The organism is Vibrio sp. 10N.247.311.49 (assembly GCF_041467655.1).
GTDB classification, from domain to species: domain Bacteria; phylum Pseudomonadota; class Gammaproteobacteria; order Enterobacterales; family Vibrionaceae; genus Vibrio; species Vibrio crassostreae_C.
On the sequence record NZ_JBFSVA010000003.1, the window covers coordinates 170,734 to 188,950 of the forward strand.

An 18,217-nucleotide genomic window follows, 5' to 3' on the forward strand; every position below is an offset into this window, starting at 1 on the left:
CGTAAGTAAATCGGCCTAGCGTGCATAAGCTAGCTTAGCTTGACTAAGGGTACTCACCCTCAACTTCCACTGGCGCTTTCACTTGGTAGTGAAAAGGCTGTAGGCCAAGTAACTTGGGCAGTGTGATACCGACCGAAACGGAAGACCACGTACCGCTGACAATACCTACAACCAGTGCAATCGCGAAACCTTGCAGCGCGGCGCCACCAAGTAGCCAAAGCGCAGATACGGTAATTAGCGTTGTTCCTGAAGTCACCATGGTGCGTGAGAAGGTCGCTTTAACCGATTCATTGAGCAGGTTATCAGTATCACCGTTTGGATTGCCGCGCAGCATTTCGCGCACACGGTCGGCGATGATGATCGAGTCATTCAATGAGTAACCGAGAATCGCTAGCACGGCCGCCAATACGGTCAGGTTGAACTCAAACTGAGTAAAAGCGAATAGACCCAAGATGAGCGTCACGTCATAGATGATCGCGGCAAGCGCACCCAGAGCCAAACGCCATTCAAACCGTACACTCAGATACAGCATGATCATTAGGAAACACACCAATACCGCCAAGCCACCTTGGTCAACCATGTCTTGACCCACTTGAGGCCCAACCACGCTGCTGTTAAGCACTTTTACTTGGTCACTTACCGATGACAAAGCATCCACTAAGTTTGGTTGTGGAGCGTCTGTCAGTTGGCTGTAACGAATAGTCCAGCGATCCTGCTCTGCCATGCCGACCACTTGAACGTCTTGTTGAAAAGCCGTGTCGAGCTTGGTTTTTAACGCATCTTTGGTGACTTGATCAGAGAGCTGAACCTCAGCAACCACACCACCTGTGAAGTCCAAGCCCCAGTTAAAACCTTTCACCGCCACCAGCATCACAGAGCTCATGAACAGCACAATAGATATCGCAGACATCACCTTACGAAGGCGAGTCATATTCTTATCCGAAATATAGCTATTTGAAAAATAGCGGTCTGAAATAGTCATTTTTGAAGTACTCATGCTTAAATCCTTACATCGTGGCGTTGGTCACGCCCCCAAACCAAATTGATGATCGCTCGTGAAGCAAAAATGCCCGTGAACATACTGGTTAGAAGACCTAAGCCCAGTGTCAGAGCGAAGCCCTGAATCGGTCCATTACCGATTGTGTATAGAGCCACAGCAACGATCATGGTGGTGACGTTAGCATCGAAAATTGACGAGAATGCGCTATCGAAACCACGATCGATAGAGCTAGCAAAGCTGCGCCCTTCTTTCATCTTGTCTCGAATACGCTCGAAGATAAGCACGTTAGTGTCTACCGCCATACCAACGGTCAGTACCAAGCCCGCAATACCCGGCAGAGTTAATACCGCACCCGGTAGCAAGGCAATCAAACCAAACAACGTGGTCATGTTAACCACCAATGCACAGTTCGCGACCCAGCCAAGACGGCGGTACCATAGCGCCATAAACGTTAGAGTAAGACCAAGGCCAAGAGCCAAAGCAGCAAAGCCGTTGGTTACATTTTCAGCACCCAAAGATGGGCCAATAGTACGTTCTTCAATGATGGTCACAGGCGCAGTCAATGACCCCGCACGCAACAGTAACGCAAGCTCTTGTGCGTCTGCCAAACTGCCTGCGCCAGTGATTCTGAAGCGGCTACCCAGTTGAGATTGGATGTTTGCCACACTAATCACTTCACTGTCTTGCTTGCTGTTGCCCGCTCTATCACGGCTGTATTCGCTGTACACCGTTGCCATTGGCTTACCGATGTTATGACGTGAGAACTCGGACATTTTCTTACCACCAGAAGAATCCAGCGTAATGTTGACTTCTGCACTGCCCATCTCACCAATGCCACTGCGAGCATCGATAATGTGTTCACCGCTCAGCACTGCTTTGCGAGCAACCACTACGCGATTACCATCTGAATCTTTCAGAGTTTGAGTATTGCGCGTTGCGTTGTCGTACACAGAGTAGAACGCTAATGAAGCCGTAGCACCAATCACGTCTTTCGCAGCTGCAGGGTCTTGTACACCCGGTAATTCGATACGGATACGGCTTTCACCTTGGCGTTGAATCGATGCCTCAGTGATGCCTAGCTCTTCAATACGGCTGCGCATGATCTGCAGGTTTTGTTGAACCGTTAGATTACGTAGCGTTCTTTGCTCTTCTTCAGACTGAGTTAACGTTAGCGATTTATCTGAACGGTCACGTTGCCATTGTGGGAACTCTTCGCGAATCAGTTTCTGTGCTTTCTCGAAATCGGCATCAGTACGGAAGTTAAACTCAACTTGGTTGTTCACCACTTTACCGCGTGCATAACGCACTTGGCTGGTGATTTCATCGACTACAGATTGCGCTTGTGCGTGGTAAACCGGTTCCATGTCTACTTCTAACAGGAACTGCACACCACCACGTAAATCAAGGCCTAGCTGAATCGGTGCGAAGCCCATGTCAGTCAGCCATTTCGGAGCTGCTGGCTCCATCGCTAGCGCAACCGTCGCGTTATCCAATAGGCGCTCATTCAGCACCTCTTTGGCTTTCGCTTGTTGTTCAGCATCTTCTAAGATCACGACTAAACGTTTGTCTTTTTGAAATGCAGATTTGGCTTGGATGCCTTCGCTCGCAAGGTATTGAGTAATTTGAGTCGCATCGATTGTCTGCTCAGAGCGATTGCTGATTTGAACCGATGCATTCTCGCCATACCAAGAAGGTAAAGCACTCAGAACCATGATGATGATAGTGGCGATAAGCACCACGTATTTCCACTTTGAGTAGTGGTTTATTTGTTTTCTTTGAATGCGTTTTTTCACAGTCAAGATCTCTTCTTTCTACCAATCACCGTAAATACGTGCTCAAAAATAGCACCAGAAAAAAGCAGTGATCGAGCATTTTAACCAGCTAGGGTGACCAGTTATTTACTACGATTGGTATGTCTAATATTTTGCGAACACGAGCGATGGCTAATCACGACCAGAACAAGCTGATTGAAAGATAGTGATGCTAAAGCTGATGTCGCTATGCTTGTTTTGATTAACTGGCGAGTTCAACGGGCACAAGTGACCATCGATACGACCAATTTAGGGTCAAACGATTAGCTAAGAAGTTCTCGGAAATGCGAGTATTGGATGTTGCCCTCTTTCCACCCAGCAAGCCGGGAGGACGGAGAACTCACAATGCTGGTCCAGTGCTGCTTGGAATCCAACAATGGTGTGTTGAAAAGCAGAGAAGCCAGTAATGAAGGGGGAGAGAAGTCGATCAGTAGGTGATAAGCAGGCTCAAGATCGGCCACGCTTTCTTGCTCATTACTGAGCATACGTCTGAAGTTTGCTGCTTGAAGGCTTGATTCGGTGTCGTGATAGTTAGAACTGTCACCAGAAGGCACGGTGCCAAACTGAGCTTTGTTGCACTCGAAGTAGCTCGACGGTTTATCCGTAGCGGCTTGTTTACACTGTTTTATCGAGGAAGATTGCTCATTCTGTGAAGATTGCTCTTGAGCCGAGTATATTTGAAATGGCTTAGAAGGAAACGAATAGCCGTTAGAATTCACTAAGCCAAAGCTCAGTAAAAACAACATTAAGACTAATCGGGTACCCAGTTTAAGCAATCTAATATCCAAACAACATTCTCGTAGATCGTCAATCTACAATACAAATGAAACGCTGTCTTGATTTAAAACATTTTTTTAGAAAATGATACGATGCAACCGATTAAGCGATCTCAAAATTTAGATTTACATAGATCTAAAACGGCTTAACAACAGGTGAGGCATAGACGTTATGAATGGTGGGAAAACAAGAAAGCCAAGCGGTGCTCGCTTGGCTTTGAGTTGTCTCTTTCTGTTGGTTTCAAGCTTTAGGCTTTAGGCTTTAGGCTTTAGGCTTTAGGCTTTAGGCTTTAGGACGCATGATGTTCTTAACCTTACGGCTATTTTCACCAAAGATGCGTTGGACAAGTTGATTCATGTCTTCCGCAGTAATCGACCTCGCCACTCGCTCAACTTGAGACAAAGCTTCGATATCGTAACCATGAAGTAAATAACGAGACAGGTACCATGCTTGGTCAATAGAGCTCATCTCGAGAGGCGTGAAGTCCGCTTCAAACTGTTTCACGACTGCGTGCATTTCCTTTTCAGAGACGCCTTGTAAAAGGTCTGCAATCACTTTATCGATCGCCACTTCGACTTGGTCAACGTTCTCCGGCGCTACCATCGCCCCGATAACCCACTCACCACTCAGCTCACTATCTGCGGATGCTGAATACGCATATGGCGAGTAATCTAAGCTCAACTCTTCACGAATATAGGTATCTAAACGAGTCGCCAGCAAGCGCTGCAGCAAGTCTTCCATGAAAACATCTTTTGCCGACATTTTAACTTCAACGCTAGGCTCAGAGATAACTCGTAGGATGTACTCTGCACTATTCACATTGTTGATCGCTAAATCAATGCGTGATTCAGATGGCTGCTTGTAAGCCACCTTAAATTCAGGAACCTCAGCTTTTTCTAATGGAATCGAAGCCAAGTATTGCTCAACCAAAGGCTTTAATTCACTTGGGTCGATGTCACCCACGATCACCAATTGGTTATGCCTCATTTGACCAAACAATTGCTGATGAAGATTAGCGACGTCTTCCACAGAAACCGCTTCAACACGTTCTTTATCAACAAAGAGGTGGCCACTGTCTTGACGATAGATATTCTGGTTTCTTGCGCGCTCAAACTGACCGACAGGGCTGCTCAAGAAAGATTCTTGACCTTGTGCAAACTCCTGCTTCACTGCCTCTAACTGATCGGGAACAATTTTAGGCGCAGTTATGAAGGTATAAAGCGCAGCAAACGTGTCTTCAAGCCCGTCTTTATTGATATTAAATTCAATACCATGACGAGTATTACCAATGAAGGAATCGGCGCGAATATTTTCACGATCAAAGTACGCTAAAAGCTCAGAGCCCGTAAACTCACCGGCACCGCTTCGAGCGAAAGTAGGTAATGCGACCTCAACCGCTGGGTACAAGCTCGGATCCAAAGCGGCTTTTCCGCCGAGGCTCATGTACATCACCCCAACATCATCACCTGCAAGATAATCGCGCAAGTACCACATGTCGATACCATTGCTTAGCGTCCACTTTTGGATGTATGGGTCTACGGACATTTGTTCAGCAAGCACAACCTCGCCTTGCGAACTAGGTACAGCAAAGGCACTGGCTGTTCCAATAGTAAGCGGTGGAATTCCCGCCTCGCTATACGTGGCTTTTAAACTATCTAGAGAGTTGATGATCGCTGTTCTGTCTTCGGAGTCATCCATACCAATAACAAGGAAGTAATCATCAGAAAGTAGATTTTTGATGTTGTCGTTAATCACTTCAAGGCTCAAGTTAGCAATGAAAGCTTCCAAGCTGACTTGATAGTCTTTCTGTGATTGGACAATTCGATCAGTGACTAACCTGCTCACTTTGTAATTCGCGTGTTCAACGCTGTCCATTTTATCCCAGTCATGCTCAATGTTATCCAGCAAGTCTTGGTAGTAGTGCAGTTCACCAACAATATCCGTTTCCGAAACACCAAAATCACGCAGTGATGCCAATGTAGAAAGCAGATCTTTTTGGATAACTTCGCGGCCTCCAGTCGGAAACCCAACACTTATTGACGAATAGTACAGAGAACCCATTCGATAGCTATCAGACGCTATCCATTGAGTCGGCAGCGCGGCATCATTGAACACCGCTTCTAATCGCTGTCGAATCAATTGTTGAGAGGTTTCATCTAACCTGCGTTGGTTCTGCTGAGCATGATTTTCAACTCTATTTAAACCTCGGTTAAACGTCAGAGTGATGCTTGGCGCTTCTCTTCCTGCGTACTCAACATAATCATCTTCATTGAATGAGGTCACTTTCTGTTTCTCTGGTCTCGGCGTGTCGCCACGTTCCCAGCTAGAAAACTTTTCTTCAATGAGTGGAATCACGGTTTTGATGTCCACATCACCAGAAACGACCAACTCAACTATTTGAGGTTGATACCAAGTCTGATAAAAGTTGGTGATACCTTGAGGAGTGGCATTCACAATAGACGATTTAGTCCCTAGTGCATCTTGCGATTCGTAAGGGCCGCCTTCAATGAAGTGATCATAATATATATCTCCGAATGACTTATCATCGAGGCGAGCCATACGAAACTCACCAAGAACCACGCCTTTTTCTTTTTCGACTTCTGAACTTGATAGATCCAGGCCATCACCAATGTCACGCATCCACGTCAAAGCAGACTGCAATTGGATGTTATCTGGCAAATCTAACTGGTAGACCGTCTCTTCATAAGAAGTGTAGGCATTAATATCAGCACCAAAGCTAGCGCCTGCGTCTTCGAATAGACGAATCACATCGTTCTGAGAGAAGTTTTTACTGCCATTGAATGCCATGTGTTCCAAGAAGTGCGCGTAGCCTTCTTGTTGAGAAGTCTCTTGAATCGAACCGGCGTGCACGACTAAACGAACAGATACGGATTCTTCATGATCTGGATAAACATGATAAGTAAGGCCATTTTCTAGTTGGCCTGAAGTCCATGCCGGATCCGGCTGGATTGGCGTTTCGGTAGTTTTTGATGTTGAGCTACAGCCAACTAAGGTGAGGCATAGAGCCGTCGCTAAATAATATGTTTTCATAACAACCTCTTAATGTCATTCATCGACAATATACAGATTGAGCTAACGATTATTATTTAATATTGAACCTGATGAGTATCTTTGTGATCTAGATCTTTATTTTATAAATCATAAATCGTTATGTAAGATCGCTGTGCTCATTTAAAGTGGTGTTTTGATAAGAGCCTAATACATCGATTTTAGACTCGCTTGTCAGTGCAATAAAAAAAAGCCAAATGCTTGAACATTTGGCTTGTAAGTGAATCCACATATAAAAAGTAGAAGCGGCTTTCAAGAAAACCACTCACCTAACTAGACCTAACCTTGTGGGCTTAACAAATTCTTCAGCTGATAGCTGTTATCACCAAAAATTTCTTTCGCATACTCTGTCATGTCTTGACTAGAAATTGAGTCTGCCGTCCCCTGCAGGTCGAACAACACCTCAAAACCATAGTCATGAATCAAATAACGAGAAATAAACCAAGCTTGTTCGGTAGGCTTATATTTAAGTGGAGTAAGGTCCGCTACAAGCTGCTTAGCGGCCGTCCGAGTCTCATCTTCAGAAATCCCTTTTGCCGCTTCAGCAATGACCTTATCAATCGCCTGTTCAATTTTATCTGAGTTTTCTGGAGCCGTTAAAGAGCCGATTAACCAGTCATGACTCGGCTCACTGTCTTGTGCAACCGAGTACACATAAGGCGCATAATCCAAACCTAACTCTTCACGAACATAAGCCGTTAAACGGCTCGACAACACGCGCTGAAGCATATCGTCCATAAACACATCTTTTGCGGTTTGATCCCGAGCTTGCTGGGAAATCACACGCAATAAATACTGACTGCTGTCTTCATTATTGACGGATATATCCATTCGTTCTTTCGAATCAGGACTATAAGCCACCTGATAATCAGGAGACACAGCGGCTTCTAATGGCAACGATGCAACGTATTGACGCACAAGAGGCTTAATTTCAGCGGGGTTAATATCAGCAACAATAACCAATGTATTGTCTCTTAATTTTTGAAAGAGTTGATGCTGTACGTCTAGTATATCTTGCGACGTGACAGCTTTAATATCGTCACTTTCAAGCATCATGTGACGGCTGCTTGTTTGATAGCTATTGCGATTAACCATCTGAATAAACTGACCAACTGGTGTTTCTAAATATGCTGTACGATCTTGAGCAAATTCAGACTTCACAGCCTCAAGCTGGGCACTGTCTATTTTAGGTTCGGTTACAATGGTATGGAGCGCAGCTAAACCCTCTGCAAGCGTCTTTTTCTTGGCGCTTATTTCTAAACCATGATGAGTAAAGTTGATAAAGGGGTAGATTTCAATGTCTTCGCGTCTCAAGTGAGCGGTGAACTCCGAACCACTAAATTTACCAACACCACTACGAATCGAAGCTGGCAGAGCAATCTCTACAGCAGGAAACAGCGAAGGACTCAGCGCCGCTTTTCCCCCCTCACTTGCATAGTAAACCCCAACACTATTACCAGCCTCAGAGTTACGGAGATACAAAACTTCAATGCCGTTGCTTAGTGTCCATTGCTTCAAATTAGGATCGTCACTCACCTGAACTTGTTTTACAATTTCACCTTGAGACGCTGGTACACTAAACGCCGAGCTTGCAGTAACGAGCAATGGTCTGTTACCTGTCTTTTTATAGGCTTTTCTGACATCTTTTAGCTCGTTATTCATTGCCTGCAAGTCTTCTTTAGACGATAAACCTAATCCCAAAATATATGGACTAGAAAGTAAATCATCTAAATTATCATTTACGGCTTCTAGATCCGTACTCGAAAGAAACTCTTTCAAGCTCGACTTATAATCAAGCTGTGATTGAACCGTTTGGTTAATCACCAGCGCCGTCGACTTACCGTCAGCATGAGCTACTGCGTCCATTCTCTCCCAGTTAGCTTGAATGTCATCAAGGTTAGCTTGGTATTGCTGTATCACACTCGTGAATTCATATTCGCTCACACCATAATCACGCAATGAGGCGAGAGTAGAAATAAACTGCTGCTGGCTTTGCTCTCGACTATCGATAGGAAAGCCAACCGTAGTAATGGAATACCTTTGGTACTCTAAGAAATAGGGAGTCGAAGCAACCCATTGCACTGGCAATGCAGCGTCAACAAAATCTGAATTCAACCTTTGTTGGATGAGTTGTTGAGCAATATCATCTAGCCAAAGCTGATGTTGTTGCTCATGGCTCTGTGTCACTCTTTGCCCACGCTCAATCACTATCCCGATGCTCGGTGGCTCGCTCCCAGCTCCATACGCCACAAAATCTTGAGTATTGTAATCCGCTGACGTGTTCTTCACGGGAACCGGTGTTGTGCCTCTTTGCCAATCAGAGAAAGTTTCTTCAATCAAAGGGATCACTTCTGCCAGAGTGATATCACCAGAGACAATCACCTCGGCTAACTGAGGTTGATACCAGGTTTGGTAATAGTTATTTAACTCTTGAACATTCGCATTAGAAACGGATTCTTTATTGCCAATGGGATCGTTGGTTTGGTAATTCGTGCCTTCAACCATATGATCGTAGAATTTAAATGAGAGAGGCTTATTTTCAACTCGTGTGTGTCGAAATTCTCCTAATATCACCCCTTTCTCTTTTTCGATCTCAGCGCCGGACAGCAGTAAACCATCGCCAATATCTCTAAACCATGCCAACGCTTTATCTAGATTCTTGTTGTCGGGTAGATCTAACTTATAGAGGGTTTCTTGATAAGAGGTATAAGCATTTAAGTCAGCGCCAAAGCTAGCACCAGATTGCTCAAATAACTCTACTACATCATTCCCTGAAAAATTGTTGCTGCCATTAAACGCCATGTGCTCAACAAAATGGGCATAACCTTTTTGTTGATCGCTCTCTTGAAAAGAGCCGGCATGCACAAGTAAGCGTACCGATACTGGTTGTTCTCGGTCAGGGTAAACGTGGTAGGTTAAACCGTTATCTAATTCACCTGTGACCCAATATGGATCGGATTTCAATAACGTTTGTTGATGAGGAGTAGAACTGCAACCTAGCAATGTGGAGCTCAATACGACGACTAAATAGTATGCTTTCATAACGATCTCTTTGAAGGGCTTTGCTTCAATATATCCGATCGCCAAAGTGTAATAATTCGCCATTAAATCAAACGACTAAAATTTTAGAGTCACTCGATATAAATATGAAAGTGTTTAATTTATAAATTACATGAATCAATTATAAAGGTGATATGTCGCGCCTTTTGCTCGTACGCTACATACCCTTAAACAACGCTTGCGAGGCACGGCTGATCGGTAGCTTTTCCCCTGACACATACGCCGACATCTGACCTGAGAGCCCTTTCTTCACCTTATCAATGGCGGAAACTTTCACTACCACTGAACGGTGGATTTGCCAAAACTCATCAGGATTGAGTTGCGCTATCAACTCTTTTAGTGACACGCGAAGAATATACTCCTCTAGCGATCCCCCTTGACCCTTCTTAAATATAGACACGTACTTGTCTTCTGCTTTGAAGTAAGCGACATCATCGACGGCGATTAGGTGAATGTCTTCCCCTACACTGGCTTTGAGCCATGTGAGATACTTTTTCTCCGATAGATAAGGAGGCTGCGTTTGCTGTGACGTCGACTGGGATAGTTGTTGAAGCTGAGCCATTAACGCCGTGATATCGGGCTGTTCTGGCGTGGTACCTGTTTGTGTTTGATTGCTCGACAGACGCGCTTGCACTTTCTGACATGTGGCCAGTAAACGCTCTTCATTGATTGGCTTAAGCAGGTAGTCCATCGCATTGTGATCAAAAGCTTTGACCGCGTATTCGTCATAAGCCGTGATAAACACAATCAATGGCGGTGAATCTAACTTGTTGAGTTGTTTCGCCAGAGAGATACCATCCAGTTCCGGCATACGAATATCGAGAAAAGCCACGTCGGGCTTAAGCTGCTGAATACTCTCCATCGCCTCCAAACCGTTTTGTGCTTTACTGACGATTTCTAACTCCGGCCAAACCTCAGCAAGGCTCTTGTCTAAGTGGTGCCTTAACAGTGCTTCATCGTCTGCGATTATCGCCGTTACGCTCGGCTGTACTGTTGGGTTGTTCATGGTTAGTCCTTTAAATTCACACTGTAAATCGTCTATTTTGCGTCACTGTTCGGTGTTTTCTGATCTGTAATTCTAGGCGGCTGCCTCAGTCAACGGTAACAAGATCGTCGAGACTACCCCGCCTTCAGCGTGTTCAGTAATCGTTAGGCTCGCCTTATCACCATACAGGGTTTCGATTCTTTGACGAATATTGCTTAACCCAACACCGTGACCCGTATTCGCAGAAGGCGTTTTCAACCCAGCGCCATTATCAGCCACTTCAATTTTTAGCTGCTGTGCTTGTTGAGTAATACGAATATTCACTTGGCCACCAGCGGCTTTGGGCTCGATGCCGTGCGTGAGTGCATTCTCGACCAAAGGTTGAATCAAGAACGGTGGAATCACCTGCAAATCGCTAATCTCGTGTGTTTCAATCGAGAACGTTAAGCGCTCACCCAAGCGTATCTTTTGGATATTAAGATAAGCGTCTAACAAGTCGACCTCTTGTGCGATGGTCGATTGTTCAGTGCGGCTGTTTTTCAGAGTTACACGCAATAAGTCAGTCAGTTTTTCGAGCATCAACTTGGCTTTCGCGCTGTCACTCTCAATCAATACATTGATGGTCGCAAGCGTGTTGAACAGGAAGTGCGGCTCAATTTGGCTTTGCAGCTGTTTTAACTGGCTAAGTACAACGACCTTTTCTTGATCAGATTGGCGACGCTTCGCCACCTCTAATTCATTATCGGCACGTAGCTGCTGCTCTCTTGTGTAGAAATAGTAATAACAAACGGAACAAAAGATCACACCAAGCAGAATCACAGACTTAAGATCGGAAAGGTTAGAGCCGAAAAAGCCGTTCAACCAATAGTATGCATTCAAGGTACCAAGGGTCATTGCAATCACCATTGATACCCCTACATCAAATGCCTTTGATTTCCTTTTGAATAGTTCAACCAACACAAACGAAGAGCCAACTGCGCTGTAGCCAAAGCCGAAGCTGATGGCCAAGTTAAGCGTAAACCCGCCTCCCCAAATCGTATTGGTTGTAATTGCAATAAGAACGCAAAATAGCGTAGTGAACGCGAAGCTTTTAATCCATGAAAAGCGACTGTTTGAAGAAGTGTCCATTAAAATCGTCCTTTGATATTTAAAAGAATCATATGACTATCCGGTAAGTTGGCGTAAGCAGAATCACTTTTACCGCCTAGAAAGCGTGCAGCAAGTTCCAATTCCAACGATGAATCGCCATTATCGAAAGCCTGATAATTGAGCCACTGCGTAGCAATAAAGCCACCGTCTTGTGGAGACAGCATGACATCAAATGTTGGCGTGATATCTTCAAGCCAGCCATGTGTCGAGTCCAAAGACCAGTGAAACATGAGGTTGTGTTGAACCAAATTGGCGTGTTGATAGCCTTGCGCATAAGAACCTACCAACGAAGATGTCATCGGATTAACCGACAAAGACTCTGCACTTTCTATCGCGCTTTGCCACTCAGAATGACTCCAAGCACGGCTATCAAACCAGTATTCCAGCACCACATTATGGCCCGTGTCATTGGCCCATGTTAATCCTGCTAACGCTTGATAAGCCTCGCCCTGCTCTTCAAGATAAACCGGTTTAAGCATTGAATCCGGCTGACTGTAGCCAAGGCTTTGTCGCTGATAAACCACCGAGCCATGAAACTCCCAAGCGAGATTCAACACCGACACTAAACTCGCCCCAAGTAAGCCATGGCGTACATCGTCGTAATAAGCGACCCACTGATATTCGTGGTCGCCAACCAGATTGTAACGACGTATCCCAAAGCCTTGTTGCTGATTCTGCTTTTCGAATTCATTTACGTCTTGGGAAGTCCATGACGAATCGCTGTAAAGCAGTGTCCATTCGCCCGTCATATCGAACAGTGACGCCGAGGCAACACCTGCGCCCTCTTCTGCGACAATGCCCACTGGGTTTTGTCGATAAGGTTTGATGATGTCTAACGGTCGATAGCCATAACCAACACCCCAATCTAGGCGAACCTTACCGAGTGTCACATCAAGGTAGTGATCACCGAACGCTGAATTAGACAGTTCAACACCACCTTGCCAAAACAGCTCGCGCGCAATGAATTCCGATTCAAAGCTCGCGTCTTGGTCTTGAGGAGTATTAGTCAAAATATCATTGGCTTTCACGGCAAACAGGCCAAGCCAATTGCCATATCCAACTTCAAGATCCAACAAACCATTGAGTGACTGACGATTATCAGATGCAAAAGGGCTAAATGGCGACTCTCGCGATTCAACGGCTTCAGCACTCAGTTGCCAGTCCCACGCTAGGCTCAGATCGTCCGCTTGAGTCGTGTTACTCACACAAGACAATGCAAGAAAGCTAGCGATTAAAGGCTTAATGTGGAATCGACGACTAGAAGCTTTCATGGCACCCACCTAAAGCCCAGACACGCTATTACGTGATAAGTAAGCAGGGTTGTAGTATTTGTCCGCTAAAGCTTGTTCGCTTACCTCGCGGTACTCAATCACGGTTTTCTTACTTGGTTGAATCTTATCGAGCAAAGTCATCGAAACTACACTTGGCAAGCCATCTCGCACGCCTTCAGTAAACCAAGCTTGCTTGGCCAGTTTTCCAGAACGCAGATACAGATCCGCTTTAACAGGAAACGCTCGGTCTGCCGTTAACCACAGATCAATCGATTGATAGCTGGCACCCTTGGTTTTCGCCGTTAGCTTTAGATGATAAGTATCGAGTGTCTCGCCAGTCGACCTCTCAACCTGTTGCTCGGCAACCCACTTACCTTGGTAATCTTCGCTCCAAGTGAGCGTCGAAATGTCCCCTACCGAAGCTTCACCCAAGAGTTTCTGCATTGGTGTGATTCGGATAGGTCGGCGCGATTTCGGCATCAGTAACCAATAGTTGTCCTCTATCATCAGCATCTTTTGACCCGCCTCGACCGCCGACTTGAACACGACCAGCGACTCTCGGTTTGGTCTTGTGTAGACGTTGTATTCGCGGGTTTTGTCCAGTTGCTCGTCTTGATATAGCGCGACCAGAGAAACCACTTTAGACGCCTGTTCGCTGTTCAAGCGATAGCTATCCGCCTTGGCGATCATCTCTGTGACTTGTTGTGAATCGACTGCCCAGCTTGGTGTCGATGCTAGAACCAAAACCAATACAGAACCTAAAACAGTGAGTGAACGAGTAAATTTATACATAAACCAGCGCCTCCGTGATTGGCTTATTTACGCCTTTGCGAGCAGAGAAATAAGCGGCTAGCAAACATATCGTCAACACACCTAAAGTGGCGTAACCAACTAATTCCAATGAGAAGTAAATGTTGAGTGGGTAACCCTCGGTTCTGCCGGGAGGTGGTGGCATTTGGATATCCACCACCAGCAATAACACCGACACGAAGCCACTCACTAACGCGCCGATCGCGCTGCCAATCACAGCCAACAATCCCGCCTCTTTTAAGAAACCTGCGACGATTTCAGACGGGTAACTGCCTAGTGCCGACAAGGTGCCAATTTCACGAGTACGCTCGGTCACCGACATGGTCATGGTGTTAAACAACGACACAAACACTACCAATGCCATCACCGCGCCCATGATGCCGAAGATACGGTCGTAAAGATCTTTCACCTTGGTGTAGAAGAACGCGCGATCTTGCCACGGGGTGATCTCGATCTCTGTGCCTTGATCGCTTTGGCTCGCACTATTTCGATCTAAAGCTGTTTGGATACGCTGTTGAACGGTCGAGGTCTTGCTTGTCTCAAATAAGAACACCGACAAGGTACTGACTTTGTCTGAAGCCAAAAGCTCTTGAGCGGTCGTGATATGAACGTAAAGCTGACGCTTATCCAGCTCAGGCACTCCTGTCGAGTAAATACCCTGCACCTTAAAATCAAAAGCGTTCAATGCGCCGTCACTGGTAGTCGCGAGCAGTGTCACCCAATCACCAACCGCAACTTTGAGGTTGCGAGCAAGGTCAGTTCCCAGCATCACTTGTGGCTCTTGGCTGTCGTATCTGGGAGATTTCACATCTGAGAGAGTTTGACCGCTGCGCACGTCAAGGAAAGGTCCTTTCATGTCGAACTCGCGCTCATTAACGCCTGTTCCCATAAAGATGCTCGACTTGCTTCCGTTAGACACCAAACCACTAAAATAGACTCGCGGCTGCACCCCACGCACATTGCTGTCGCCAATAATGCTCTTGGTTAGGGCTTGAACATTGTCTAGACCATTGCTCAGCGGCATGTCTTCATCTTGCTCAAAATATCCCGGCGTACTCAAAGTAAGATGACCAGTATCGCGCGCGGTCGATTCACGCAGAGATTCATAGGTATAAAGCCCATAACCTCCAGCCGAGGTCAGCGCAAATACGGCAATTGCGATGATCAATACCGAAAGCAGACTACGGCGACCGTTTCTCAATAAATTAAGCCACGCCAAACGCACCGAGGTAGGAAGCAAAAAAGTGCTCATTCTTTGTGTTAACTTGCCCATGAGATTGCCTCCATTGCTGTGGCTTGTAGTGCCAGTTGACCATCGATAAGTTCAATGACTCGGTCACAACGCTGCGCCATTCTTGGGTCATGCGTTGCGACGATAAAGGTGGTGCCCATTTCATGGCCGAACTCTTTCATAATGTCGATCACAAGGTTGGCGGTGTGACTATCTAGGCTTGCGGTCGGCTCATCGGCAATCACTAAGCTTGGGTTGTGGATCAGCGCTCTGGCTATCGCGACACGTTGCTGCTGGCCACCTGAAAGGTTGTCTGGTCGATGATGAACGTAATCCCCTAGCCCAACACGCTCTAACATGTCTTGCGCTCTGCTCTGCTGTTCTTGCTTAGAGTATTGGTTCAACATCAATGGGTAAGCGACGTTTTCTAACGCTGTCATTACAGGAACCAGATTGAAGCGCTGAAACACAAAACCCAACGACTGACGACGAAAGCGTGCAGCGGCGATTTGCTCTGTCGGATACGGTTGGCCATCAATATTGATCTCGCCTCGGTAATCCATATCCAACAAACCAAGAATATTCAAAAGTGTGCTTTTCCCAGAACCCGACGGGCCACATAACGCTACCATTTCACCGCGCTGGATATGGCCATCGACCCCGCTTAATGCATCAACACGTTGACCGCCCGTGACATACGCTTTGCCGATATCTTTAAATTCAATCATTCCTTTGTCCTCCACTGACCCATCATTCTTAAGCGTTCGCAGTTGTTAATGAGCTTTAGTAAACCGCTATTTGGCTTTCGCTATTAGGGCTTTCGCCGTCATGGTCTCGATGTTGCCAGCATCGGTGTTTTCCATTTTTTCAAGCCACACCTGTGCTTGCTCGAAGTCTTCAGCACGAATCGATGCGGTAATGGCGTAACGGTAAATCCACGAGGTCGCAGCGAAATGTTGTTGTTGGAAATCATCTTCCGCGAGTAACGAGAGGAACAGGTCGTAACCACGGTCAAAGTGGTTAAACATGTCTGGCAGAGAGGTGTAAGTCACCGCAGCCATTGCGCGAGTTAGGTAAGAATCTGGCAGCCCTTGAACACGAGGTTGCTCATGAATGGGTTGGTCTTCGCCTTTAAGCAGCACCAGTGATTTATCAATGGTTGATAAGCCTTTCTCCACATACTTCATCTTATTCCAAGGCAAGAACGCATCACGCCCCATCAGGGTTTCTGTGCTACCTAGGTAAACCAAAGTCAGTGGTGTCGCACCTTCTTGTTGTAGCGTGTCGTTAAGGCGTTCATAAGCCACCTCAACCAAGTCTTCATTGCCTTGCGCCGCTTGGTTGTAGATATCGAGCACGTCTGAACTCGGGTTCGCTAAAGCTAACGACGGTGCAAACGAAACAAGAGCAATCAGCAATGAACGCTTATGCACAGAAGTTGTAGAGCCTGAATTAAATGAGTGTGAAGTAGTCATGATTTCTAATCCCTTTCAAATGTTGACGTTGAAAGGTTAACTAGAATTTGTCGTGCAGTTTTACCAATGCGACGAATGGTAATTATAAGGAGTGAATGGTTGAGAGGCGGTGTGAGTGGGGTCTCAACCTTATAGGAACTAGACGAACACTATTCGCATAATTAGCCATAGTTACCTCCCCCTCTAACTCCCCCTCAATCTGGGTTCATCAATATCTCTAGATCTTTAGCAGAGGGGGAGAACTTTCTTTAGCACTGAACATACATCGACACTTTTAACGATCGATGTTCTATTCCTCCCCTCTCCACGATCAGCAAGGGATCTACATATGAATCAAGGGGAGGCTAGGAGGGGATTTATTTTGGATTAACGCACTCGGCAGAGCTCAAACCAAAAAAATAGCCGCTAATCCGCGGCTATTTTTAGTTATCTAAACGAAGTTCCTATTACTTCGATCTTTCTACTTCTTTGTCTCTTCAACCACGGCTTTCATCAATACTGATGTATCCATGCGGCCTTGTCCTTCGGCAGACAGTGCCTTGTAGGCGTTGTTGGTCTTTTCAGTCAGTGGAAGCTGGATGCCTTGGCGCTCAGCTTCATCTAGACAGAAACCTAAGTCTTTGATCATCCAATCAATTGCAAAGCCAAAATCGAACTTGTCTTGTGCCATTGTGGTAGCACGGTTTTCCATCTGCCATGAGCCAGCAGCGCCGTTTTTAAGGCAATCAACCAGAGTTGGGATATCCAAACCTGATTTTTCAGCAAGCACTAAGCCTTCAGATAAGCCATTCAACACTCCTGCAATGCAGATCTGGTTAACCATTTTCGCGCGTTGGCCTTGGCCGACTTTACCCATAAGAACTGACGACTTACCGTAAGCTTCGAACACAGGTTGAAGGTCGTTGAAAAGCGCTTGTTCGCCACCACACATGATGGTTAGCACGCCATTTTCTGCGCCCGCTTGGCCACCAGATACAGGTGCATCCATAAAGCGAATACCGGCTTGCTTCGCTGCCACTTCAAGCTCTTCAGACAGAACTGCAGACGTTGTAGTGTGATCGACAAGAATCGCGTTTGGCTTCATCGCTGCCAATGCGCCTGTTTCGCTGGTTGTCATGCTGCGTACGTCGTCATCGTTACCCACACAAACCAATACCACGTCAGCTTCCGCTACACACTCAGCCACAGATTCAGCCGCTTTACCTTGGTGTTTATCAGCCCAGCCTAGCGCTTTGCTGTGAGTGCGGTTAAATACCGTTACTTCAAAACCGGCTTTGACTAGATGGCCTGCCATTGGGAAACCCATAACGCCTAGCCCGATAAAACTTACTTTCATTTCTTTCTCCTTTTATTTGACCAAACCATCGCTATGAAAAGATCGAACACTCTCAATCAATGCATCAATAAGCAGGGTCAAAGCCTTTGGCTGATATTTTCTTTCTTTGTACACTAAATACGCTTGGCGATCACCCCGATGATACTCAGGGAGTACTTAAATCAGATTCATGTCGGGATAAGACGAACAATATAATGAAGTTCAGCGATAAATCGCGACCAGAGAACGCTTTGTCAGCCGTAC

Annotated in this window: 13 protein-coding genes and 1 pseudogene; all 14 read right to left on the reverse strand. The window is 46.0% G+C overall.

Annotation, left to right across the window (positions count from 1 at the left end):
* Nucleotides 1-43: 43 nt before the first annotated feature.
* Complete coding sequence (secF, locus tag AB6E54_RS05150) at nt 44-997, reverse strand: protein translocase subunit SecF (protein ID WP_372106711.1); 954 nt, start codon at nt 995-997, stop codon at nt 44-46.
* A 2-nt stretch (nt 998-999) separates the two neighbouring features.
* On the reverse strand, nt 1,000-2,799 hold the full coding sequence (gene secD, locus AB6E54_RS05155) for a protein translocase subunit SecD (RefSeq protein WP_372106710.1): 1,800 nt from the start codon (nt 2,797-2,799) through the stop codon (nt 1,000-1,002).
* A 275-nt stretch (nt 2,800-3,074) separates the two neighbouring features.
* Entirely contained in the window at nt 3,075-3,557 is a 483-nt protein-coding gene (locus AB6E54_RS05160; protein ID WP_372106805.1) for a hypothetical protein, read from the reverse strand.
* 313 nt (nt 3,558-3,870) lie between these two features.
* Entirely contained in the window at nt 3,871-6,639 is a 2,769-nt protein-coding gene (locus AB6E54_RS05165) for a M16 family metallopeptidase (protein WP_372106708.1), read from the reverse strand.
* 297 nt (nt 6,640-6,936) lie between these two features.
* Complete coding sequence (locus AB6E54_RS05170) at nt 6,937-9,699, reverse strand: pitrilysin family protein (protein ID WP_017066906.1); 2,763 nt, start codon at nt 9,697-9,699, stop codon at nt 6,937-6,939.
* 175 nt (nt 9,700-9,874) lie between these two features.
* Nucleotides 9,875-10,723 (reverse strand): LytTR family DNA-binding domain-containing protein, encoded by an 849-nt coding sequence (locus tag AB6E54_RS05175; protein ID WP_017066907.1) that lies wholly within the window; start codon nt 10,721-10,723, stop codon nt 9,875-9,877.
* A gap of 72 nt (nt 10,724-10,795) precedes the next feature.
* Nucleotides 10,796-11,830: a sensor histidine kinase gene (locus tag AB6E54_RS05180; RefSeq protein ID WP_372106706.1), complete on the reverse strand. Its 1,035-nt coding sequence runs from the start codon at nt 11,828-11,830 to the stop codon at nt 10,796-10,798.
* Nucleotides 11,830-13,122: a hypothetical protein gene (locus AB6E54_RS05185; protein WP_372106705.1), complete on the reverse strand. Its 1,293-nt coding sequence runs from the start codon at nt 13,120-13,122 to the stop codon at nt 11,830-11,832. The genes AB6E54_RS05180 and AB6E54_RS05185 overlap by 1 nt, the downstream gene beginning before the upstream one ends.
* A gap of 9 nt (nt 13,123-13,131) precedes the next feature.
* On the reverse strand, nt 13,132-13,914 hold the full coding sequence (locus tag AB6E54_RS05190; RefSeq protein ID WP_017065102.1) for an outer membrane lipoprotein-sorting protein: 783 nt from the start codon (nt 13,912-13,914) through the stop codon (nt 13,132-13,134).
* A complete protein-coding gene (locus tag AB6E54_RS05195) occupies nt 13,907-15,205 on the reverse strand; it encodes an ABC transporter permease (protein ID WP_372106704.1) in 1,299 nt (432 codons plus the stop codon). Before AB6E54_RS05195 ends, AB6E54_RS05190 begins: the two co-directional genes overlap by 8 nt.
* Nucleotides 15,193-15,891 (reverse strand): ABC transporter ATP-binding protein, encoded by a 699-nt coding sequence (locus AB6E54_RS05200; RefSeq protein WP_372106702.1) that lies wholly within the window; start codon nt 15,889-15,891, stop codon nt 15,193-15,195. Before AB6E54_RS05200 ends, AB6E54_RS05195 begins: the two co-directional genes overlap by 13 nt.
* A gap of 66 nt (nt 15,892-15,957) precedes the next feature.
* Nucleotides 15,958-16,638 carry a hypothetical protein gene (locus AB6E54_RS05205; RefSeq protein WP_372106701.1) on the reverse strand — a complete coding sequence of 227 codons (681 nt, stop codon included), beginning with the start codon at nt 16,636-16,638 and terminating at the stop codon, nt 15,958-15,960.
* A 460-nt stretch (nt 16,639-17,098) separates the two neighbouring features.
* Complete coding sequence (locus AB6E54_RS05210; protein ID WP_102428112.1) at nt 17,099-17,974, reverse strand: NAD(P)-dependent oxidoreductase; 876 nt, start codon at nt 17,972-17,974, stop codon at nt 17,099-17,101.
* A gap of 12 nt (nt 17,975-17,986) precedes the next feature.
* Nucleotides 17,987-18,151 (reverse strand): annotated as a pseudogene (locus tag AB6E54_RS05215) (LysR family transcriptional regulator); the annotation flags it as partial.
* Between the last annotated feature and the right edge of the window lie 66 nt (nt 18,152-18,217).